Origin of the sequence: Tsukamurella asaccharolytica (assembly GCF_007858435.1) — a bacterium.
Classification (GTDB): domain Bacteria; phylum Actinomycetota; class Actinomycetes; order Mycobacteriales; family Mycobacteriaceae; genus Tsukamurella; species Tsukamurella asaccharolytica.
In genome coordinates this window covers 13,927-34,297 of the sequence record NZ_VIGW01000020.1, presented here as the reverse complement: position 1 = coordinate 34,297, position 20,371 = coordinate 13,927, and the positions used below count along the sequence as shown (strand labels likewise).

24 protein-coding genes are annotated in these 20,371 nt (G+C 71.0%); 13 read left to right on the top strand and 11 right to left on the bottom strand.

What is annotated here, in order from left to right:
* The 7 genes from FK529_RS19180 to FK529_RS19150 form a co-directional block, all read right to left on the bottom strand.
* Window positions 1-1,198, bottom strand: a 1,198-nt coding sequence (locus FK529_RS19180; protein ID WP_146564178.1) for a DUF6542 domain-containing protein, incomplete at its 3' end; no start/stop codon positions are given.
* 16 nt (window positions 1,199-1,214) lie between these two features.
* Window positions 1,215-2,300: a DNA recombination protein RmuC gene (locus FK529_RS19175; RefSeq protein ID WP_146564176.1), complete on the bottom strand. Its 1,086-nt coding sequence runs from the start codon at window positions 2,298-2,300 to the stop codon at window positions 1,215-1,217.
* Window positions 2,301-2,331: 31 nt separating this feature from the next.
* Window positions 2,332-3,540 (bottom strand): AI-2E family transporter, encoded by a 1,209-nt coding sequence (locus FK529_RS19170; RefSeq protein WP_231703180.1) that lies wholly within the window; start codon window positions 3,538-3,540, stop codon window positions 2,332-2,334.
* Entirely contained in the window at window positions 3,537-4,046 is a 510-nt protein-coding gene (locus FK529_RS19165; RefSeq protein ID WP_146564174.1) for a methylated-DNA--[protein]-cysteine S-methyltransferase, read from the bottom strand. Before FK529_RS19165 ends, FK529_RS19170 begins: the two co-directional genes overlap by 4 nt.
* Window positions 4,043-5,515, bottom strand: coding sequence for an AlkA N-terminal domain-containing protein (locus FK529_RS19160; protein ID WP_146564172.1), 1,473 nt, complete (start codon window positions 5,513-5,515; stop codon window positions 4,043-4,045). Before FK529_RS19160 ends, FK529_RS19165 begins: the two co-directional genes overlap by 4 nt.
* Window positions 5,516-5,582: 67 nt before the next feature.
* Window positions 5,583-5,783: a YbdD/YjiX family protein gene (locus FK529_RS19155; protein WP_146564170.1), complete on the bottom strand. Its 201-nt coding sequence runs from the start codon at window positions 5,781-5,783 to the stop codon at window positions 5,583-5,585.
* Window positions 5,744-8,014, bottom strand: coding sequence for a carbon starvation CstA family protein (locus FK529_RS19150; protein WP_146564168.1), 2,271 nt, complete (start codon window positions 8,012-8,014; stop codon window positions 5,744-5,746). The genes FK529_RS19155 and FK529_RS19150 overlap by 40 nt, the downstream gene beginning before the upstream one ends.
* 115 nt (window positions 8,015-8,129) lie before the next feature.
* Between FK529_RS19150 and ychF the strand changes: the two genes are divergently transcribed.
* Window positions 8,130-9,203: a redox-regulated ATPase YchF gene (ychF, locus tag FK529_RS19145; protein ID WP_146564166.1), complete on the top strand. Its 1,074-nt coding sequence runs from the start codon at window positions 8,130-8,132 to the stop codon at window positions 9,201-9,203.
* On the opposite strand, the gene FK529_RS19140 is transcribed toward ychF, so the two are convergent.
* Both FK529_RS19140 and FK529_RS19135 read right to left on the bottom strand, forming a co-directional pair.
* A complete protein-coding gene (locus FK529_RS19140; RefSeq protein WP_231703179.1) occupies window positions 9,200-9,808 on the bottom strand; it encodes a SanA/YdcF family protein in 609 nt (202 codons plus the stop codon). The genes ychF and FK529_RS19140 overlap by 4 nt on opposite strands.
* A gap of 52 nt (window positions 9,809-9,860) precedes the next feature.
* The gene (locus FK529_RS19135) at window positions 9,861-10,514 is read right to left on the bottom strand and encodes a TetR/AcrR family transcriptional regulator (RefSeq protein WP_146564164.1); all 654 of its coding nucleotides are present in this window, start codon (window positions 10,512-10,514) and stop codon (window positions 9,861-9,863) included.
* Window positions 10,515-10,598: 84 nt separating this feature from the next.
* On the opposite strand from FK529_RS19135, the gene FK529_RS19130 reads away from it, so the two are divergent.
* The 7 genes from FK529_RS19130 to FK529_RS19100 all read left to right on the top strand — a co-directional run bounded on the left by FK529_RS19130 (window position 10,599) and on the right by FK529_RS19100 (window position 15,960).
* The gene (locus FK529_RS19130) at window positions 10,599-11,297 is read left to right on the top strand and encodes an NAD(P)-dependent oxidoreductase (RefSeq protein ID WP_146564162.1); all 699 of its coding nucleotides are present in this window, start codon (window positions 10,599-10,601) and stop codon (window positions 11,295-11,297) included.
* Window positions 11,294-11,884: a GNAT family N-acetyltransferase gene (locus FK529_RS19125; RefSeq protein WP_146564159.1), complete on the top strand. Its 591-nt coding sequence runs from the start codon at window positions 11,294-11,296 to the stop codon at window positions 11,882-11,884. The genes FK529_RS19130 and FK529_RS19125 overlap by 4 nt, the downstream gene beginning before the upstream one ends.
* A 167-nt stretch (window positions 11,885-12,051) precedes the next feature.
* Complete coding sequence (locus FK529_RS19120) at window positions 12,052-13,545, top strand: MDR family MFS transporter (RefSeq protein WP_146564157.1); 1,494 nt, start codon at window positions 12,052-12,054, stop codon at window positions 13,543-13,545.
* A gap of 19 nt (window positions 13,546-13,564) precedes the next feature.
* Window positions 13,565-13,996: a YdeI/OmpD-associated family protein gene (locus FK529_RS19115; protein WP_146564155.1), complete on the top strand. Its 432-nt coding sequence runs from the start codon at window positions 13,565-13,567 to the stop codon at window positions 13,994-13,996.
* A gap of 40 nt (window positions 13,997-14,036) precedes the next feature.
* Window positions 14,037-15,035 carry an acrylyl-CoA reductase family protein gene (locus tag FK529_RS19110; RefSeq protein WP_146564153.1) on the top strand — a complete coding sequence of 333 codons (999 nt, stop codon included), beginning with the start codon at window positions 14,037-14,039 and terminating at the stop codon, window positions 15,033-15,035.
* Between the two features lie 52 nt (window positions 15,036-15,087).
* The gene (locus tag FK529_RS19105) at window positions 15,088-15,519 is read left to right on the top strand and encodes a VOC family protein (RefSeq protein ID WP_146564151.1); all 432 of its coding nucleotides are present in this window, start codon (window positions 15,088-15,090) and stop codon (window positions 15,517-15,519) included.
* A 90-nt stretch (window positions 15,520-15,609) separates the two neighbouring features.
* Window positions 15,610-15,960, top strand: a complete 351-nt coding sequence (locus FK529_RS19100) for an Rv0313 family protein (RefSeq protein WP_146564148.1) — start codon at window positions 15,610-15,612, stop codon at window positions 15,958-15,960.
* Here FK529_RS19100 and FK529_RS19095 read toward each other — a convergent pair.
* A complete protein-coding gene (locus FK529_RS19095; RefSeq protein WP_146564146.1) occupies window positions 15,941-16,381 on the bottom strand; it encodes a YbaN family protein in 441 nt (146 codons plus the stop codon). The genes FK529_RS19100 and FK529_RS19095 overlap by 20 nt on opposite strands.
* Window positions 16,374-17,006 (bottom strand): DUF2461 domain-containing protein, encoded by a 633-nt coding sequence (locus tag FK529_RS19090; RefSeq protein ID WP_146564144.1) that lies wholly within the window; start codon window positions 17,004-17,006, stop codon window positions 16,374-16,376. Before FK529_RS19090 ends, FK529_RS19095 begins: the two co-directional genes overlap by 8 nt.
* Window positions 17,007-17,029: 23 nt before the next feature.
* On the opposite strand from FK529_RS19090, the gene FK529_RS19085 reads away from it, so the two are divergent.
* The 5 genes from FK529_RS19085 to FK529_RS19065 all read left to right on the top strand — a co-directional run bounded on the left by FK529_RS19085 (window position 17,030) and on the right by FK529_RS19065 (window position 20,361).
* A complete protein-coding gene (locus FK529_RS19085; protein ID WP_146564142.1) occupies window positions 17,030-17,488 on the top strand; it encodes a peroxiredoxin in 459 nt (152 codons plus the stop codon).
* A complete protein-coding gene (locus tag FK529_RS19080; RefSeq protein WP_205124409.1) occupies window positions 17,485-17,931 on the top strand; it encodes an acetyltransferase in 447 nt (148 codons plus the stop codon). Before FK529_RS19085 ends, FK529_RS19080 begins: the two co-directional genes overlap by 4 nt.
* 58 nt (window positions 17,932-17,989) lie before the next feature.
* Window positions 17,990-18,682 (top strand): type 1 glutamine amidotransferase domain-containing protein, encoded by a 693-nt coding sequence (locus tag FK529_RS19075; protein ID WP_146564140.1) that lies wholly within the window; start codon window positions 17,990-17,992, stop codon window positions 18,680-18,682.
* A gap of 92 nt (window positions 18,683-18,774) precedes the next feature.
* Entirely contained in the window at window positions 18,775-19,161 is a 387-nt protein-coding gene (locus FK529_RS19070; RefSeq protein ID WP_146564139.1) for a YciI family protein, read from the top strand.
* A gap of 12 nt (window positions 19,162-19,173) precedes the next feature.
* Window positions 19,174-20,361, top strand: coding sequence for an RNA polymerase sigma factor (locus tag FK529_RS19065; protein ID WP_146564137.1), 1,188 nt, complete (start codon window positions 19,174-19,176; stop codon window positions 20,359-20,361).
* Window positions 20,362-20,371 lie beyond the last annotated feature (10 nt).

The window sequence follows — 20,371 nt, the reverse complement described above, 5'->3', positions numbered from 1 at the left end:
GCGGGGTGCGCCAGCGAGGCTGCGGTTCGCCGCCCCGGCGCCGGTCCTCATCGGGTCGCAGTTCCCGCGGGTCGTGCGTGCCGGGGCGCGGCCGATCGCCCTGTGCGACGGCGGGACGGGGCCGGGCGCCGCGGGGCACGGCGCGATCGTCGTCGACGGGGCGGCGCGGCAGGGGCGGCCGCGGCGCCTGACCGGAGTCGGGCCGGACCACGCGGTTGACCCGGGTGGCGGGGGCGCCGGCGTCACGCTCGGCGATCTTCTCGCGGGTGCGCGCGAGTCGTGCCGCGGAGTCCCGACGCTGCTCGTCCCTCATCGCCTCGTCCCGGCGGAGCTCGCGACGGGGATCCTCGCGGCGCGCGGCCGAGCTGCGACCCCGCGGTGCCACGTCGGCCTGGGCCGGACCGGATTCACGGCGGTCGGTGCGGTCCCGGACGGCGCGGCTGGAACGGTGCTGGGTCGCGCGGCTCTGGTGCCGCTCGGACCGGCTGTTTCCCTCGCCGGCGAGGGACGCGGCACCGACTGCTCCGGCGGCGGGCCCCGGGCGCAGGCGGGCGAGCGCGGCCCGGATCCGGTCGCCGAGCGGCAGCCCGGCGGACTCGGCGGGCTCCTTCGTCGCTGTGCTCGCGGTCGCCGCGGCGGCCGCGGACTTCGTCGCACCGGCCGCGGACTTGGCGGTGCCCGGCTTCGCAGAGCCGGCGTGCACGGCGGTCTTGGTACCGGACGCCTTGCCGCCCGATGTCGCGCTGCGCTGCGCGATGCGGGCGTTCGCCGTGAGAGCCCGGTACTGCAGCAGCCTCACGCCGCCGATGACCAGCACGACCACTGTGGTCCAGAACATCCAAGGAAACAGCGAGATCATCGGGAACAGCACGTCGGTGAGGATCTGGCTCGTCTTGCGGGGGCTGGGCAGTGAGAACCAGCGGTACAGCGGGATCGCGGTGGCGATGATGAGCGGGGGCTGGACCATCGCCGTGAACAGCGCGCGGTTACGCACGGCCAGCACGGCGACCACCGCACCCACCGCCATCGCCAGGACGCCGGCGTTCGCGCCCGCGAACTCGCCGGACGCGAATGCGCCCACCGCGGTGAAGACCACCATGGTCAGGACGGCGCCCCACCACGGCAAACCGGGGACCGTCGCGAGCACGGAGCGCTCGTCGACCGGCACCTGGGAGCGGGACGGTTGGAACTTCGACACAGGTGAACCGTACCGGTTAACGCTGAGAGAACCGAGAATCTGCCGCCGTGGGGACGGCTCGCGGCGCGCGATCGAGTTCCTGCGGATCGTCGCGGGAGCCGCCGGGCATGGAATCGAGGTCCGCCAGGCGCCGGGCGGTGACCCCGACCCGCGCGTTGTACGAGCCGACGGTGGCGTTGAACGCCTCAACCGTCTTCCCCAGCGCCGTACCCAGTGCGGAGAAGTGGCTGTTCAGGACGTCGAACCGTTCGTTCAGTTCTCGACCGAGGGCCTGGATGCGAGCCGCGTCCTCACCGAGCGCGTGCTGGCGCCAGCTGAGCGCGACGGCGCGCAGCATCGCGACAAGGGTGGTCGGTGTGGCGAGCACCACATTCCGGTCCAGTGCGAACTCGAGCAGCTCCGGATCCGCCTGCAGGGCGGCGTCGAGGAAGGCCTCGGCCGGCACGAACATCACCACCAGCTCGGGCGAACCCACCGCGTCCCAGTAGCGCTTGCCCGCCAACTGCACGACGTGGGAGCGGAACCGTCGCGCGTGATCGGAGAGTAGCGCGGCGTGTTCGGCGGGCGGAGCCTCCAGCAGCTGAAGGTAGGCGTCGAGCGGCACCTTCGCGTCCACCGCCAGGTCACGGCCGCCCGCGAGATGCACCACGAGGTCCGGCCGCACCCGCGCGTCCCCGACCGCGCCACTCACCTGCGTGGAGAAGTCGCAGTGCCGGCTCAGCCCGGCCAGCTCCGCCACGCGCTCGAGCTGCAGCTCCCCCCAGCGTCCGCGCACCGTGGGCGACTTCATCGCCGACCGGAGCGTGGCGGTCTCGGCGCGCAGCGCTTCGCTCGTCCGCGCGACGGTGCTGATCTGCTCCCGGAGCCCGGCGAACGCCGCCACGCGGCTGCGCTCGGCGACCGCGAACTCGTGACCGAGTGCGTCGAGCGTCTGCCGGAGCGGCGCGAGCAGCGCGTTCACCGGCCCGGCCACCGCGTCGGGGGCGGGCCCGGCACCGTCGGCCCGGCCCTGCGTCTCGGGCAGTGACCGGGCCAGGATGATCCCCACGGCGCCGCCGACCAGCAGCGCGAGCAGCGCGACGATCAGATGCGAGAGATCCATGCCCCCAGCATGGCCGCACCCACTGACAAGTTCAGGCGGTCTCGGCCGGGGCGTCCTTCGCCGGCTTCGGCGACGGAGAAGTGGACTTGCGCCGGAACCTGTCCCAGAAGCCCGGCTTCGGCTTGGTCTCGGGCGGCGGCGTCTCGCCGGTCTCCTCGTCGACGAGCTCGCCGAAGTACCGGAAGACCACCGCGATCGCGGCGGCGACGGGCACGGCGAGGAAGGCGCCCACGATGCCGAACTGGGTGCCACCGAAGGCGATGGCGAGCAGCACGATCGCGGGGTGCAGCTGCATGGAGCGCGACTGCAGGATCGGGGAGAGCACGTTGCCCTCGAGCTGTTGCACCGCGACGACCACCACGAGCACGGCGAGCGCCGTGCCGAATCCGTTGGTCACCAGCGCGACGATCACGGCGAGTGCGCCCGCCACGAAGGCGCCGACGATCGGGATGAAGCCGCCGAGGAAGGTGATCACCGCGAGCGCGCCGGCAAGGGGCACCTGCAGGATCACCAAGCCGATGCCGATGAAGAACGCGTCGATGAAGCTGACCACGGCCTGGGTGCGAATGAAGCCGCCGAGCGTGGTCCACAGGCGACTGAGCAGTTCGGCGCAGTGCTCCGCGACCGGCGTACCGGTGTGCCGCTTGAGCCACGGCATGAACTTGTCGCCGTCCTTGAGGAAGAAGAACGTGAGCATCCCGACCATGACGATCGCGACCACGAACGAGCCGGCGGCGCTCACGCCGGTGAAGACGCCCGTCGCGATCGACTCGGCGCTCTCCTGCAGCTTGCTGGTGATCGACGTGACGAACTTGCTGATCTGCTCGTCCTGCAGATTCAGCGGCGGCCCCTGTGCCCACTTCTGCACCTGGCCGAGGCCCTCGACCGCGCGGTCGGCGATCTCCTTCGACTGCGAGCCGATCGACGGTGCGATGGCGCCGATGACGCCGGCGAGCAGACCCAATGACATCAGCAGCACGAGGGTGGTCGCCAGCGCCGACGGCAGGCCCTTGGAGCGCAGCCAGCGGACCGGCGGCCACAGGACCGTGCACAGCAGGATGGCCAGCAGCACCGGCAGCAGGATCGACCAGAACTCGCCGATCAGCCAGGTGACCACGAACAGCATCGCCGCGACCGCGACGGCCCGGAAGCTCCACGTGGCGAGCCACCGGCCTGCCTCGCCGTAGACCTCGCTGCGAGTCTTCGTGCCCGGCGGCGGGTTCGTCATCTCATCGCTCACGACGCGATCGTATGTGCTTCGTGCGCCAACAGCCACTCCTTCACCCCGAGTCCCCATCGGAATCCGCCGAGCGATTTGTCCAATCGGAGCACCCGGTGGCACGGCACGAACAACGCCGCAGCGTTGCGGGCGCAGGCCATCGCTGCGGCCCGTACTGCCGCGGGGCGGCCGGACAGATCGGCGTACTCCGTGTACGTCAAGGGCTTTCCGGGTTCGACGGTGCGAAGTACGTCCCAGGCGTGCTCGACGAACGGGCCGGAACGCTGCCGCACCACGATGTCGTCGATCGCGGTGAGTTCGCCGACGTGGAAGTCCGCGACGGCACGGGTGACGGCGCCGAGTTCGGCGCGCTCCTCGACCGCGGTCGGCCGCAGGGTGGAGTGGATGACGGGAAGCAGGTCGCCGAGGTCGGCGGTCCAGCCGGACGCCAGCACGGCACCGTCGGTGTCGACGACGGCGGTGAACGGCCCGGCGGGCGTTGCGGTGGTGGCGTAGTGGGCAGTCACGGGGTGATCCTCCGGTCGGTGGTGAGCGAATGGTTCCACAGGTGCAGCGAGACGTAACTGCCCCACGGGCTCCAGCGGTTGCGCGCGATGTCGAGCCCGAGCCGCTCGGCGCCCCTCGCCACCACGAGGTCGGAGGCGAGGAGCGTGTCGGGGTCGGCGAGCAGGCGCATCGCAACGTAGTCGGCGGTCCAGGGTCCGACGCCGCGCAGGCGCAGGAGTTCCGTGCGGGCCTCCGCCCGGGTCATGCCCGCGTGCAGCGTGAGCCGACCCTCGGCGAGCTCGGCGGCCACGCCGAGGATCGCGGCGATCCTGGTTCGTGGTCCGGTGAGCACCTCGGCGCCGCGCTCTGCGACGGAGGCAGGGGTGGGAAAGGCGTGGGTGAGCCGGCCGGACGGGTCGTCGACCTCGGCGCCGAGCGCGGCCACGAGTCGGGCCTGGTGGGTGGCCGCCGCGGCGATGGAGATCTGTTGGCCGATCATGGTGCGCAGCAGTAGCTCCGCGGGATCGACGCAGCCGAACAGCCGAATGCCAGGGGTTCTCGCCACCAGCGGGGCGAGCTGCGGATCGGCGGCGAGTGCCTCGTCCACGGCGGTGGGATCCGCGTCCAGGTCCAGGAGGTGTCGCAGGCGGGCCACAGCGGTCGACAGGTCGCTCATCGCGGCGAGCGAGAGGCTGGCCCGGATGTACCCGTCGGACACGGAACCCAAGTCGACGCTTGCGATCCCGTTCCCGCCCGGCAGGCTCAGGATCCGGGCGTAGCGGTCACCGTCGGCGTGCTCGAGGCCCGCCACGGCGTGCGCGGCGAGGAACCACTGCACCCAGCCGGTCGCGTAGGGTCCCCGCAGCGCGAGCCGCAGGCTCAGCTCACCGGTCGACGGTGCCGCGGGGGCGGGGCCGCGCTGGGCCCGCAACTCCGACGGCGTCCGCGCGAAGACCTCTCGGATCGTGTCGTTGAACTGGCGGATCGAGGTGAATCCCGCGGCGAAGGCGATGTCGGAGAAGGGCAGCGCCGAGCTGGTGATGAGGATGCGCGCGGTGGTGGCGCGGTGGGCCCGCGCCAGCGCGAGCGGGCCGGCGCCGAGTTCCGCGGTGAGCACCCGGGTGAGCTGCCGGGTGCTGTAGCCCAGCCCGTCGGCGAGGCCCGCCACGCCGGACCGGTCGACCACCCCGTCGGCGATGAGGCGCATGGCCCGCGCGGCGAGGTCGGACTCGACGTTCCACCGGGGTGAACCGGGCACGGCGTCGGGAAGGCACCGCCGGCACGCGCGGTACCCGGCGGCCTGCGCCGCGGCGGCCGTGACGTGGAAGCTCACGTTCTGCGGCTTGGGCGTGGTGGCGGGGCACGACGGGCGGCAGTAGATGCCGGTAGTGGCGACGGCGGTGTAGAACTGGCCGTCGAACCGAGGGTCGCGGCCGGCGATCGCCCGGTAGCACCGGTCGAAGTCGAGGTGGGGTGAGCTGGTGGTCACCCCATCGACTCTGGCATCGCACGGCGGCGGGCGCTAGCGGCTTTCGGACAGCACGTCCAGGTGCTGCTCAGCAGCAGCGTGCGGTCACCGTCGCCCCGTCGTGCCGGGCCTTCCAGTACTCCCGCTCGGTCATCACGGGCTCGCCCGGATGCGTCGCGCGACGGTGCTCGACGTACCGCTGGTAGTGGTTATCGCCCATCACCGAGCCCACGTACCAGCGGACCGCCTTCAGTGCCCGGACGATCGGGGCGTTCCCAGCGCGTCCCATTGCTCCTGCACCTTCCTCTCTGCGGGGGTCGGGAGGAGGCCGCTCGGCGCGAACAGCCTGCTCGGCACCGGCTCCTCCTCGGTGAGCGGGCGGCCGTTGCCGGACACCGTGCGGTAGATGGTCCACACGCCCACCACCACGACGATGATCACCATGAGCGCGAAGACGATCGAGAGGGTGCCCTGGATGAAGGTGTTGCGCACCACCGCGTCGATCGCCTCCGGCGTCTTGGCGGAGCCGAACGACGACGCGCCGGACTCGGCCGCCGCCTTGAAGTTGCTGTGCTGCTTCCAGTAACCGACCGCCGGGTCGGAGCTGAAGATCTTCTGCCACGACGCCGTCATCGTCACGATGAGATCCCAGACCAGCGGGATCGCGGGTATCCACACCCACTTGTAGTAGCCCTTCTTGACCACCACGACGACCACCAGGGTGAGCGCCATCGCAGCGAGCAGCTGGTTGGCGATGCCGAACAGCGGGAAGAGGGTGTTGATGCCGCCGAGCGGGTCCGTCACGCCCATGAGCAGGATGCTGCCCCACCCCGCCACGACCAGCAGCGAGGCGACCCAGGCGCCCACGCGCCAGCTCGGATCCTTGAGCCGCTGGAACGGCCCGCCGAGGTTGCTCAGCGCGTCCGAGACGAGGAACCGGGCGACGCGGGTGCCGGCGTCGACGGTGGTGAGGATGAACAGCGCCTCGAACATGATCGCGAAGTGGTACCAGAAGGATTTCATGCCGGACCCGCCGAAGACCTGGTGCAGCACCTCGGACATGCCGAAGGCGAGCGTCGGGGCGCCGCCGGTGCGGGAGACGATCGATTCCTCGCCGATGTCCTTCGCCGCCTGGGAGAGTTGCTCCCCGGTGATCGGATCGCCGCTCAGGCCCAGCGAATTGACGTAGGTCGCCGCGGTCTCCGCGGTGCCGCCGGTCTTCGCGATCGGCGCGTTCATGGCGAAGTAGAAGTGCTGGTTGATGATCGAGGCGGTCACCAGGGCCATGATCGCGACGAAGGACTCGGTGAGCATTCCGCCGTAGCCGATCAGCCGCATCTGCCCCTCCTTCTCCAGCAGCTTCGGCGTGGTGCCGGAGCTGACCAGGGAGTGGAAGCCGGAGAGGGCGCCGCACGCGATGGTGATGAACAGGAACGGGAACAGGGATCCGGCGAAGACGGGGCCGTCGCCGCGGGTCGCGAAGTCGGAGACCGCGGGGGCCTCCATGAGCGGGCGGGCGACGATGATGCCCACGGCCAGCAGGGCGATGGTGCCGACCTTCATGAACGTCGAGAGGTAGTCGCGGGGCGCGAGCAGCAGCCACACCGGGAGCACGGACGCGGCGAAGCCGTAAATGATGATCGCCCAGCTCAGCTGGACGGGCGTGAGCGTGAACAGGTCCTTGCCCCAACTGCTCTCGCCCACGTAGCGGCCCCCGATCACCGCGGCGAGCAGCAGGACGCAGCCGATCAGCGAGACCTCGGAGACTCGTCCGGGCCGGAGGAAGCGCAGGTAGACGCCCATGAAGAGGGCGATGGGGATCGTGGCGGCGATGGAGAAGACGCCCCACGGGCTGTGCCCGAGCGCCTGCACCACGACGAGTGCGAGCACAGCGATGAGGATGGTCATGATCGCCGCGATGCCGATGATCGCGGCGGTGCCGCCGACGGGGCCGAGCTCGTCGCGGATCATCTGCCCGAGCGACCGGCCGCGGCGGCGGGTGGCGACCCAGAGCACCAGGTAGTCCTGGACGCAGCCGGCGACCAGGGCGCCGACGATGATCCAGATCGTGCCGGGCAGGTACCCCATCTGCGCGGCGAGCACGGGCCCGACGAGCGGCCCGGCGCCGGCGATCGCGGCGAAGTGGTGGCCGAACAGCACCCGCCGGTCGGTGGGGAGGTAATCGGTGCCGTTCTCCAGCACCTCGGCCGGGGTGGCGTGATCGTCGCGCGGGCGCACGACCTTGAGCTCGATGAGGCGGGCGTAGAACCGGTAGCCCACCACGTACGTGCAGATCGCCGCGAGGACGAACCAGACCGCGTTCACGGATTCGCCGCGCGCCAGGGCGATCATGGCCCAGGCGATGGCGCCGACGACGGCGATCACGCCGAAGATCACCTTGTGTTTGGTGGTGATCGGGCTGCGATCGATGACCGCGACGGGCGGCAGGCTCGGGTCCGTCCGGACGTAGGTGATGTCGCGGTCGGTCTCCGTGGTCGACGGAGCGATGGGAGCTGACACGCTGCCTCCTCGAAGGTCGGGAACCACAGTGGTGGTTCGCAAGCGTCATAGTTCCACCCGCGGGCCGCGGGCGTGGGGGATTCGCGCGGGATCGTGGCACGTAGAATCAGGCCCCGTGAGCCTTACCCTCGGAATCGTCGGACTGCCCAATGTCGGCAAGTCCACCCTGTTCAACGCCCTCACCAACAGTGAGGTGGAGGCGGCGAACTACCCGTTCGCCACCATCGAGCCGAACGTCGGCGTGGTGAACCTGCCGGACCCGCGCCTGAACCGCCTGGCGGAGATCTTCGGCTCCGAGCGCATCCTCCCCGCGACGGTGTCCTTCGTCGACATCGCCGGCATCGTCAAGGGCGCCTCCGAGGGCGAGGGCATGGGCAATCAGTTCCTCTCGAACATCCGCGAGGCCGACGCGATCTGCCAGGTGGTGCGCGTCTTCTCCGACGAGGACGTCGTGCACGTCGCCGGCAAGGTCGATCCGCTCGCCGACATCGAGACCGTCGCCACCGAGCTGATCCTCGCCGACCTGCAGACCATCGAGAAGGCCCTGCCCCGGCTGGAGAAGGACGCACGCAAGAACAAGGAACTGGTCGAGACGCTCGAGGCCGTGAAGGCCGCGGAGGCGATCCTCACCGACGGCAAGACGCTGTTCGGCGCCGGCTTCGACACCACGCCGATCCGCGAGCTGCACCTGATGACCGCGAAGCCCTTCCTGTACGTCTTCAACGCCGACGAGGGCGTGCTCACCGACGCTGCGCGCCGGGCGGAGCTAGCCGCCGCCGTCGCCCCCGCCGACGCGGTGTTCCTCGACGCCAAGATCGAGTCCGAGCTGCTGGAGCTCGACCCTGAGGACCAGGCCGAGATGCTCGAGTCCATCGGCCAGGACGAGCCGGGTCTCGACTCGCTCGCCCGCGCCGGCTTCCACACGCTGGGGCTGCAGACCTACCTCACCGCCGGCCCCAAGGAGTCGCGCGCCTGGACGATCCGCAAGGGCGACACCGCCCCCAGGGCCGCCGGCGTGATCCACACCGACTTCGAGAAGGGCTTCATCAAGGCCGAGATCGTCTCCTTCGCCGACCTCGACGCCCACGGCACCATGGCCGCGGCGAAGGCCGCCGGCAAGGTGCGCATGGAGGGCAAGGACTACGTCATGTCCGACGGTGACGTGGTCGAGTTCCGCTTCAACGTCTAGCGCTCGACGGTGCCGGGGCCTGGGTCACGCAGGGCGTCCAACGCCGCCTTCGGGCGGGAGAGGCCGATCTCGCGGACCCAGTTCCGCACCGTCAAGTAGACGCCGGCGTCGGACCCGGCTTCCACCCCTGCGGCGTCGATGCCCTGCGCGCGGCACAATGCCACGGCGCGGCGCAGGTGGAAGTCCTGCGTCACGAGTACCGCACTGTCGATCCCGAACACCGATTCCGCGCGGGCGCAGGTGTTGTAGGTCGTGACGCCGAATCGGTCGTCGACGATCCTCGCTCCGTCGATGCCGCGATCGACCAGGTACTTCCGCATGGCGGCGACCTCGTCGCCCTTCGTCGACGCCGCGTGTCCGGAGACCAGTACGCGCTGAGCGCGATTCGCGCGGAGGACCGTCAGCGCGGTGTCGAGTCGTTCGCGCAGATAGACCGAGGGTTCGCCGTCGTGCACGCGATCGCCCAGGACGATGACCCACGGCCGGGCGGCGTCGTGCGCGATGCGCGATCGGCTCTCCCACTGCACCCAGGCGCTCGAGGCCGCCATGGCGAGGATGACCGCGATCACGAGGTATCGGATCAGGCGGCGCAGGATGGCGAACACTGGACCGAGCGTACCGATCGCGCGCTGCGGGCCGGTCGTTCGGCGCCGACCGTCAGCCGCGTGCGCCGGGCCGGAGCCCGTCGAGGAGAAGCGTGAGGCCGAACTCGAACTCCGCGTCGTAGGAATCGGTGGCGGTGCCGCCCGCCCGTTCGCGCGCGACGGCGAGGAGGTTCGGATACTCGGACGCGGACACCGTCGATATGAGCTCTTCGGCCGCCTCGGCAACGGTGCGATCACCCGCCAGCGCAAGGCTCTTCTCGGTGAGCGCGCTGCCGTAGACGTAGCTGTCGAGGACCGCCACGGCGCGGACCGCTCCCGCGGCGGAGAAGCCCGCCTCGAGCAGGACTCCAAGGACGAAGTCCTGTCGACGCAACGTCGCGGAGCCGGGCGTGGCACGCGAATCGAGCATGCCGATCGCCCAGGGGTGCCGCTGGAGGGCGGCCCGGGTCTGTCCGGCGATCGCGTGCAGGGCGGGTCGCCACTGCGGCGAGGGCGCCGGAATCGGTATCTCCGCGAAGACCGCGTCGACCATGCCGTCCAGCAGGTCCTCCCGATTCTTCACGTGGTTGTACAGGGACATCGCCTCCACGGCGAGGGTGCCGGCAACGGCTCGCATCGTCACGGCGGCCAACCCCGTCGCGTCCGCGAGTTCCACTGCGGCAGCGACGACGCGGTCGCGCGTCAGCGGCGGACGGTCCTTACGCACGGAATTCCTCTCGGCCCTTGCGGAAACTTACCGCGTAAGTCTATCTTACTTACATCGTAAGTCTCGAGATGAGGAGGAGATGCCATGAAGGAACAAGGGATTCGACGGGTCTGCATCGTGGGCGCGTCGGGGAAGCTCGGCCGGTACATGGTCGACGAGGCGTTGCGCCGCGGCTACGAGGTCGTCGGGGTGTGCCGGGAGCGCAGCGTCGGCAAGCTCGCTGATCGCGCGGACCGGATCACGGTGGTACCCGGTGACACCAACGATGCGGAGGTCATCCGGCGCGCCGTCGCGGGGTGCGACGGGGTGCTCACCGTGCTCGTGCCGTGGGGAGTCCGCGGCTACTCGTCCGGGACGGCACAGGCCGTCCTGGATGCCGCGGAACCCGATGCCAGGCTGATCTTCTCGTGCGGCTGGCACGTGCCCTACGACGCCACGGATCGGTACTCGAAGCGGACCGTGATGATGCAGTCCGCGGTCACTAAGGTGATGAGGGCGGTGCGGGTCATGGACATCGACGACCAGGTCGAGGCGGCGCGACGGATCTACGCGAGCACCACGGCGTGGACGCTCGTGCGGGCGAGCTCGCTCGAGGAGGGCCCGAGCCAGGGACTGCCGATCGCGGGTGCCCACGTGGGCGACCCGGTCCTCGCGAGCGACCGGACGCGGCGGGTCGACTACGCGCTGTACATGGTCGAAGCTCTCACCGACGACACCCTGATTCGGAAGGCGCCGGCCATCGTCGGCTGCGCCGCTCCCAGCGCACTCGCGGGCCGTCGATGAGTACCGGCGGCGCGGCGATCCACATCGGCCCGGCGGCGACCGACGACCTCGCCTCTCTGGCGCGGCTGTGTTCGACCGCCTTCGCGGACGATGCCTTCACCCGCTGGATGCACCCCGACGGCGCCGCACGCGAGGTCGTCCTGGAGCACATGTTCGCGGCGACACTCTCCGAGGCGATACCGATGGGTGGCGTCCTCGCGGCGCTCGATCCCGACGCGGCCCTCGTCGGCGTCTCGATCTGGCTCGAGCCCCGCGTGGAATCCGCGGTAGGCATTCCCGGCGACGATCCCCTCGCGCGCAGGATGCGCGCCGTGCAGGAAGCCACGGATGCCGTGCGGCCCGTCGCACCGCACGTGCACCTGGCGTCGATGGCAGTCCTTCCGGCGCGGCGCGGGGAGGGGATCGGCGCGATGATGCTCGAGGAGGGCTGGTGTCGCGCCGCCGCACGCGGACTGCCCTGCTATCTGGAGGCGTCCTCGCAGGACAATCGCCGCCTGTACAGGCGGAACGGATTCGTCGATATCGGCGCGCCGATCGTCGCCGCCCCGGCCGCGCCACCGCTGTGGCCGATGTGGCGGAGCTTGTGAAAACCGCGGAATTCGGGCACACGAGACCGAATCCGGCCTCGTAGGCCAGCAGAACGCGGAATTCACAGAACAGGTCGCCGGGCGATGTCGAAAAACTTGTCAGCGGGTCGTCGTATTCATGAGGTGATCGACAGGTCGCCGCGGAAAACGACTATGAGGAAGCCACCATGGCAACGCACACTGAACAGATGGACCATCCCCCGGCCGACCTGACGAAGCCCGCCGGCGAGCAGATCGAGCGGACCGACAAGCCAGGGCGCACGCCGCTGGTGATCAAGCTGCTGGTCGCGGCCACCTTCGTCGTGATCCTCAACGAGACGATCATGATCAACGCGATCCCGCGCCTCATGACCGACTTCCACGTCGACGCCCGGGCGGCCCAGTGGCTCTCCACCGTCTTCATGCTCACCATGGCCGCAGTGATCCCGGTGACGGGCTGGTTCCTGCAGCGCGTCAGCACCCGCACGGCGTACGCGGTGGCCATGGCGACGTTCAGCGCCGGCACCGCCCTCGCTGCGATCGCCCCGACCTTCGAAGTGCTGCTGGCGGCGCGCGTCGTCCAGGCGGGCGGCACCGCCGTGATGATGCCGCTGCTCATGACGACGCTGATGACCGTCGTCCCCGAGGGCGACCGTGGCCGCGTGATGGGGCAGGTCACCCTGGCCATGTCGTGCGCGCCCGCCCTCGGCCCGGCGGTGTCCGGCATGATCCTTCACCTCGGCTCATGGCGCCTGATCTTCGTCTTCGTGCTGCCGATCGCGGTGCTCGTCGGCGTCGCCGGGATGCGGCAGCTGGAGAACGTCGGCGAGACCGAGAGCACCCCGATCAGCTGGCTCAGCGTCGCGCTCGCGGCGGGCGGCTTCGGCAGCCTCGTCTACGGGCTCAGCGAGATCGGCACGGGAGATGTCACCGGGCCCGTGCTCATCGTCGTCGCGGGTGTCCTCCTGATCTCCGCGTTCGCCGCCTATCAGGTGCGACTCCAGCAGCGCGAGATGCCGCTCCTGGACCTGCGCGCCCTGCGGCACCGCACCTTCACGGTTTCCCTGCTCCTGATGACCGCCGGATTCATGGCCTTCCTCGGCTCAATGATCCTGCTGCCTCTGTACCTGCAGGACCTCCGTGGCCTGTCCGAACTGCAGACCGGCCTGCTCGTGATGCCGGGCGGGCTCGCGATGGGTCTGCTCGGCCCGCAGGTCGGCAAGCTCTATGACCGCGTCGGCGCACGCCCGCTGGTGATCCCCGGCGCCATCGGGATCGTCGTCGCCCTGGCGGCGCTGAGCCGGATCGGCCCGACCACCCCGTACGCGGTCATCGTCGCGGTGCACATCGGGCTCATGGCGTCGCTGGCCGCCGTTTTCACCCCGGTCTTCACCGTCGGACTGGGCGACCTGCCCGAGCACCTGTACGCGCACGGGTCCTCGCTGCTCGGCACGCTCCAGCAGGTGGCGGGCGCGATCGGCACTGCGGCGCTCATCGTCGTCATGTCCAACCGCTCCACCCACCTCGCCGAGGCGGGCGCGTCGCAGCCCGAGGCGTTCGTCGGCGGACTGCAGTGGGCCTTCGCCGCCGCCGCGCTCATGGGTCTCGTGGTCGTCGTGTGCGCCCTGCTCCTGCCGGCCAAGCCCGACGGTGCCGCCCCGTCCGGCCCGGTGCATCACTGAACGAAGAGAAGGAGTACGCATGGCACTGCACGTACGCACGACGCTGGAACCCGTCGGACCTGCCACCGCGATCGAACTGACCGACGCCCAGGTCGACGAGCTCGGCGGAGGGAAGCGGGCGGCGGTGCGGGTCACCATCGGCGACCGCACCGCGCGGCTGCGGCTCGCGGCCATGGGCGGCTCCAACCTGATCGGCCTGTCGAAGGCTGCGCGGAAGGAACTCGAGGTCGAGATCGGCGACACCGTCGACGTCGTCGTCGAGCTCGACGAGGCGGAACGCACCGTCGAGGTACCGGACGATCTCGCGGCCGCACTCCAGGCCGCCGGCGTGCGCGAGGCCTTCGACGCGCTGAGCCACACCCGCCGTAAGGAAGCGGCGCGCGGCGTGGCCGAGGCGAAGCGGGCCGAGACCCGCGAGCGACGCATCGCCGCCGTGGTCGACTCCCTCTAGGATCGCGGGAAACCCGCCGAGACCTCCAGGAGTGACCACGATGACCCAGTTCCGGGCCCTGATCGCCGAATTCGCCGACGACGCGGTGACCACTCGCGTCGAGACCCGCGACCCGGCACCGCTCGAACCCGGGCAGCTGCGGATCGCCGTCGAGTTCTCCGGCGTCAACTTCAAGGACGCGCTCGCGCTCACGCCCGGCGGCGGCGTGGTGCGCCAGTACCCGATCGTCCCGGGCATCGACGTCGCCGGCACCGTCGTGGAGTCCACCTCCGACGAGTTCGCCGCGGGCGACCGCGTCATCGCGCACGGCTACGAGATCGGCACCGCCCGCGACGGCGGCTACGCCGAACAGGCCGTCGTCCCGGCCGAGTGGGCCGTGAAGCTCGCCTCGCTGAGCACGCGCGAGGCCGCCGCGGTCGGCACCGCGGGTTTCACGGCGGCCATGAGCGTGGCCGCGATCGTCGATGCGGGGATCGCGCCCGCCGACGGCCCCGTCGTGGTCACCGGCGCGACCGGCGGCGTCGGTTCCACCAGCATCGACCTCCTGGCGGGCCTCGGCTACGAGGTCGTCGCCTCGTCGGGCAAGCCCGCTGCGGCGGACCGGCTGCGCGAACTGGGCGCCGCCGACGTCATCGGCCGGCTTCCGCTCGACCCGGAAGCCAAGCCCCGGCCGCTCGGGAAGAGCCGCTGGGCCGCGGCCGTCGACTGCGTGGGCGGCGCCGCGCTCGCCGACGTGATCAGCACCCTCAATTACGGCGGCGTCGTCGCCGCCAGCGGTCTCACCGGCGGCGCGGGGATCAAGACCACCGTGATGCCCTTCATCCTCCGCGGCGTCACCCTCGCCGGCATCGAGTCGGTGCTCCTGCCGATCGCGCAGCGGCGTGCCCTGTGGCAGCGCATCGAGACGGACCTGCGGCCGCGGCACCTGGATCTCGTCGCCAACGACATCGGGATCGACGGTGTCGGTGCCGTCGTCGAGGCCCTCCGGGCGGGCGAGTACACCGGCCGCGCCGTCGTCGACCTCGGCCGCGGCTGGTGACTCCTGCGAAATCAGGTCGTGAACCGACCGCAGTGCTGACTACGGTCGGTCCATGACTGTCAGGCAGATCCAGGTCACCTTCGATTGTGCGGACCCGAAGCGCGTCGCGCTCTTCTGGTGCGAGGCGCTCGGCTACGTCGTGCCGCCGCCCCCGCCGGGATTCGACGACTGGGACGCCTTCGAGGCGTCGTTGCCGGCGGAGGTGCACGGCTCCGCCTTCGCGTGCGTCGATCCGAACGGCGTCGGCCCGCGCCTGTTCTTCCAGCGGGTCCCCGAGGGCAAGACGGTCAAGAACCGCGTGCACCTCGACGTCCGCGTCGGCACCGGGATGGTGGGCGCCGAGCGTCTCGCGGCGCTGGAGGCGGAGGGCGCGCGGCTGGAGAAGCTGGGCGCGACCCGTCTCTACCTGCAGGAGGCCGATGGCGCGAATGAGTCCTGTCTCACGATGGCCGACGTCGAGGGCAACGAGTTCTGCCTCGACTGACGCGGTTCGCCCAGGAAGAACGGGGTGGCCACGGGCTCGCCGGGCATGGACACTGGAGTCAAGTGGGTTCCTACGGCTCGAGGAGTCAGCATGGCAGGTAAAGACAACCCGTTCGGGTTCGGTCCGGGCGAGTTCGACGACCTCGCCCGCGAGGCCCGGGACATGATCGGCCGACTCGTCGGCGGCACCGCTGGCCGGGAGGCGTTCTCCGGGCTGTTCGACGATGCCGGGCGCCGCCCGCACCGTCAGCCGGAGACGACGGGCGAGAGCGGCGACGGCGTGTGGGCGATCGTGGCCACCGCCGAGGACGGCAGCGCCCGCGTCGAGCAGGTCTACGCCACCGAGATCGACGCGCTGCGCTCCAACCAGCACAACACCGACTCCACCCGGAGGGTGCGGTTCCTGCCCTACGGCATCGCGGTCACCGCTCTGGACGACTGACTGCGTCGGTGCCCTCGGGCTCCGGGCGGAGCCAGAGCCAGATGCCGATGACCGCCATGATGGCGGTGCCGATCGTGGCGATCCACCAGTGCGGAGTGGCGAGGAACAGGATCACCGCGCACACCGCCATGCTGCCGAGGGCCATGTATTTGGCCTTGCGGCTCACCGCGCCGGTGGCCTGCCAATCGCGGATCATCGGGCCGAAAACTCGATGATCCAGGAGTTTGCGGTGCAGGGTGTCCGAACCACGGGCTGCGCAGTACGCCGCGATGAGGATGAACACGGTGGTCGGCATCAGGGGCACCACGGCGCCGACGATGCCGAGGCCGAGCGCGAGGTAGGCGCAGACCCACCAGAGCCATCGCCATCGAGATCGCTCGGCCGTGCTCCCAGTGCGGGGAGCGGGTGCGGGGTCAGGCATCGCCGTGCTCGACCAGCCAATCGAGCAGCGCCGTGGTCTCGCGCCAGTGCTTGCGGATCCGCGGCACCAGCTTCGGCGTGTGGATGATCTCCTCGAACCCGTAGTCGCGCATCGCGGTGAGCGACTTGTGTCGCAGCAGCTCGATCCGCGGGTGGTCGGCGTCCCAACCGCGCGGCGCGGTCTTGAGCGTCTCGCCGCCGATTTCCCAGCCCGTGCGACGCAGCTTCGCGATCACCTGCTCCAGCGCCGGTCCGTACAGTTCATTGTCGATCGCCTTCCGGAAGGCGGCGAGTCGCGTGGGGCTCGCGTCGTAGAAGCCGGCGCCCACCCGCACCCCGGGCGCGCCGATCTGCACGTAGTAGCCGGTGGCCGGCCCGACGCCGACGAACGCGCCCTGGTGCGTCTTGTACGGGGTCTTGTCCTTGGAGAAGCGGACGTCGCGGTAGGGCCGGAAGATCTTCGCGGTGCCGAACTCGTCGGCCAGCTCCTCGGTCAGCGCCGCCATCGGCCGGGCGACGGCGGTCGTGTAGACCTCCTTGTGCGCCTCCCAGAAGACCTTGGAGTTGTCGGCTTCCAGGTCGTCGTAGAAGTCCAGCGCCGCCTCGGGGAATCCGGTGAAGCTCATGCCGCCAGGCTAGCCTTGTCGGCATGAAACCCGGCGACAAGGCACCCGACTTCGAACTGCCCGATCAGGACGGCACGCCGCGGAAGCTGAGCGACCTGCTCGCCGCCGGCCCCGTCGCGCTGTTCTTCTACCCGGCGGCGTTCACACCGGGCTGCACCAAGGAGGCGTGCCACTTCCGCGACCTCGCGGCCGAGTTCGGGGAGGCGGGCGTGCAGCGCGTCGGGATCAGCCGTGACGCCGTCGCCAAGCAGCAGGACTGGACCGCCAAGCACGGTCTCGACTACCCGCTGCTCTCGGACGTCGACGGCACCGTCGCGGCGGCCTACGGGGTGGGTCGCGGCGGCCTGCTCAAGCTCGCCGGCATGCCCACCAAGCGCACCACCTTCGCGATCCGCGCCGACGGCACCGTCGCCGATGTCATCGCCTCCGAGGTGAACATGCAGGTCCACGCCGACCGCGCTCTCGCCGCACTCCGCGGGTGACCGACGTTCTGCTGCGCGACTGCCGCGGACGGGAGGAGTACCCCGTGCTCGTGCGGGTGTGGCGCAGCTCCGTCGACGCCACCCACGACTTCCTCGCCGACGACGACCGCGACGCCATCGAGGCGCGCCTGGCGAGCGACTACTTCCCGCAGGTCCGGCTCACCGTCGCGGAGGTCGACGGTGCCGTGGCCGGCTTCGCCGGAACGGCCGGCGAGGACCTCGCGATGCTCTTCGTGCACGCCGACAGTCGAGGCCGGGGCGTCGGGCGCGCGCTCCTCGGTCACGCGGTCCGGGAACTCGGGGTGCGCACCGTCGACGTCAACGAACAGAACGAGCAGGCCGTCGGCTTCTACGACCACAGCGGCTTCACCGTGACGGGGCGCAGCGAGACCGACGGCGAGGGCCGCCCGTACCCGCTGCTGCACCTCGCGCTGACGAGGTAGTGACGCGCGCCTCGGTACCGTTCAAGGTGGCACGCACACCCATCGTGAGGAGAACGTCATGAGCCGCATCCTGGTCGTCGCCACCAGCGTCCCGTCCTACGCCGTGAGCGGCCGCCGCACCGGCCTCTGGCTCGGCGAGCTGACCCACTTCGTCGACGCCGTCGAGGCCGCCGGGCACACCACCGTCATCGCCAGCATCGACGGTGGCTTCGTCCCCATCGACCCCGAATCCCTCAGCCACGAGGTGCTCGCGCAGGGCGGCACGCGCGAACGCTACGACGATCCCGCCTTCATGGATCGCCTCCGGAACACCCCGTCGCTGCGGGACGTGGACGCCGCCGACTTCGACGCGATCTACCTCACGGGCGGCCACGGCGTCATGTTCGACTTCCCGACCGACGAGCGACTCGCGGCCCTGCTCCGCGACTTCGACGGGGCCGGCAAGGTCGTCTCCACCGTCTGCCACGGCACCGCCGGACTCCTCGGCGCCACGAAGGCCGACGGTGCGCCGCTCATCGCGGGCCGCCGCATCGCCGGCTTCTCCTGGAACGAGGAGGTGCTCGCCGGAGTCGACGCCATCGTCCCCTTCAACCTGGAGGAGAAGATCGCCGAGCGCGGCGCCACCTACGTGCAGGCCGACGAGGCGTGGGCCCCGTTCGCCGTCACCGACGGCACCGTCGTGACCGGGCAGAACCCGGCCAGCGCGCACGCCGTCGCCGAGGGTGTCCTGGCACTGCTCGCCGACCGCTAGAAGATCCTCCCCGGGGAACTGTCGATTCCGCGTCGCCTCGATCGTCATCACTGTGCCCCGCCCCTGGGGCACAGTGGACATCAGGAGGAATCATGCATTACGCACTGCTGCTCAACAACGCCGAGCCCGCCGAGGGCGAGATCCCGGAGGAGGCCCTGCTGCAGATGCAGCAGGCGATGGCCGACTACACCGCCGCCCTGCAGGCCGCGGGCGTGCTGATCGGTGCCGAGATCCTGGAACCGCAGGCGCAGACGGTCACCGTCACGCGGCGCGACGGTGACCTCCGGATCGAGGACGGACCCTTCGCGGACACCCGCGAGGCGCTCGCCGGCGTCTTCCTGCTCGACGTGCCGGACCGCGACGCCGCGCTCGCCTGGGCGGAGAGGCACCCCGCCACCCAATACGCGGTGATCGAGGTCCGCAAGGTCGCCGCCGCCTGCGACGAGGGCATCTGGAACGCCGCGGCCTGCACGGACTGACGGGCACGAGCGGTGGACACCGATGCGCAGGTGCGGGCGGAGAACGCCGCCCGCACCTCGTACGGGCGGCTCCTCGCGCTGCTCGCCGCCCGCACGCACGATGTGGCCTCCGCCGAGGACGCGCTCGCCGACGCCTTCGAGCGGGCCCTGACGCGCTGGCCGCTCGACGGTGTGCCCGACGACCCGGACGCCTGGCTGCTCACCGTCGCGCGGAATCGGCAGCGGGACCGGTGGAAGTCCGCGGCCGAGCGCACCACCGTGCCTTTCGACGAGGCCGAGCACGACGGGGCGGCGCCGGAGGCCGGTCGCGACCGGCGGCTCGAACTGCTCCTCGTCTGCGCCCACCCCGATCTCGCGGGCGCGAGCGTGCCGCTCATGCTCAACACCGTCCTGGGGTTCACCGCCGCGCAGATCGGGGCGGCGTTCCTGGTCCCGACCGCCACGATGGCCGCCCGCCTGACGCGGGCGAAGAAGCGCATCGAGCGGGAGCGGATCCCGTTCGAAGTCCCCGGACCCGCGGAGCTCCCCGACCGACTCGCTCCCGTCCTCGAGGCCGTCTACGGCTCGTACGCGATGGAGTGGCCCACCCCGCCGCGCGAACGGCACGCTCTGCTTCTCGGGCTCGCCGGCACCATCGCCGACGCGGCGCCGTCAGTCGCCGAGGCGCACGGCCTCGCCGCTCTGCTGTACCTCTCCAGCGCCCGACTGCCGGCCCGCGTCGACGAGGACGGACGCTACGTCCCCCTCGCACAGCAGGATCCCCGGCGGTGGGACCGGAACTTCGTCGCGGCGGGGCACCGGCACCTGCGCACCGCCCACGCGCTCGGCTCCGTCGGCCGGTTCCAACTGGAGGCCGCTGTAGGCGCCGTGCACTGCGCCCGGGGCGCCGGCGAGCCGCCGGACTGGGCCCACCTTCGGCGCCTCTACGACGCGCTCCTCAGCCTCGCTCCCACCCGCGGCGCGGCCGTCGCCCGCGCCGCCGTCGTGGCCGAGACCGACGGTGCGCGTGCGGGACTGGGCGCGCTCGACGCCCTCGACGGCGTGGAGCGGCTGCAGTCCGCGTGGGCCCTGCGCGCATCGCTGCTCGATCGTCTCGGCGATCCCGCCGCCGATGCGGCCTACGCGAAGGCGATCTCGCTCACCACCGATCCCGCCGAGCGGGAGTACCTGGGGCGCCGCGCCCGCGGAACCGGGCGATAGCGGCGGAATC

Excerpts from the sequence above, each read along its gene's own strand:
- FK529_RS19175 (WP_146564176.1), bottom strand. The coding sequence starts at position 2,300 with ATGGATCTCTCGCATCTGATCGTCGCGCTGCTCGCGCTGCTGGTCGGC.
- FK529_RS19155 (WP_146564170.1), bottom strand. The coding sequence starts at position 5,783 with ATGGGACGCGCTGGGAACGCCCCGATCGTCCGGGCACTGAAGGCGGTC.
- FK529_RS19130 (WP_146564162.1), top strand. The coding sequence starts at position 10,599 with ATGAAGGAACAAGGGATTCGACGGGTCTGCATCGTGGGCGCGTCGGGG.
- FK529_RS19125 (WP_146564159.1), top strand. The coding sequence starts at position 11,294 with ATGAGTACCGGCGGCGCGGCGATCCACATCGGCCCGGCGGCGACCGAC.
- FK529_RS19120 (WP_146564157.1), top strand. The coding sequence starts at position 12,052 with ATGGCAACGCACACTGAACAGATGGACCATCCCCCGGCCGACCTGACG.
- FK529_RS19115 (WP_146564155.1), top strand. The coding sequence starts at position 13,565 with ATGGCACTGCACGTACGCACGACGCTGGAACCCGTCGGACCTGCCACC.
- FK529_RS19110 (WP_146564153.1), top strand. The coding sequence starts at position 14,037 with ATGACCCAGTTCCGGGCCCTGATCGCCGAATTCGCCGACGACGCGGTG.
- FK529_RS19105 (WP_146564151.1), top strand. The coding sequence starts at position 15,088 with ATGACTGTCAGGCAGATCCAGGTCACCTTCGATTGTGCGGACCCGAAG.
- FK529_RS19100 (WP_146564148.1), top strand. The coding sequence starts at position 15,610 with ATGGCAGGTAAAGACAACCCGTTCGGGTTCGGTCCGGGCGAGTTCGAC.
- FK529_RS19095 (WP_146564146.1), bottom strand. The coding sequence starts at position 16,381 with ATGCCTGACCCCGCACCCGCTCCCCGCACTGGGAGCACGGCCGAGCGA.
- FK529_RS19090 (WP_146564144.1), bottom strand. The coding sequence starts at position 17,006 with ATGAGCTTCACCGGATTCCCCGAGGCGGCGCTGGACTTCTACGACGAC.
- FK529_RS19085 (WP_146564142.1), top strand. The coding sequence starts at position 17,030 with ATGAAACCCGGCGACAAGGCACCCGACTTCGAACTGCCCGATCAGGAC.
- FK529_RS19075 (WP_146564140.1), top strand. The coding sequence starts at position 17,990 with ATGAGCCGCATCCTGGTCGTCGCCACCAGCGTCCCGTCCTACGCCGTG.
- FK529_RS19070 (WP_146564139.1), top strand. The coding sequence starts at position 18,775 with ATGCATTACGCACTGCTGCTCAACAACGCCGAGCCCGCCGAGGGCGAG.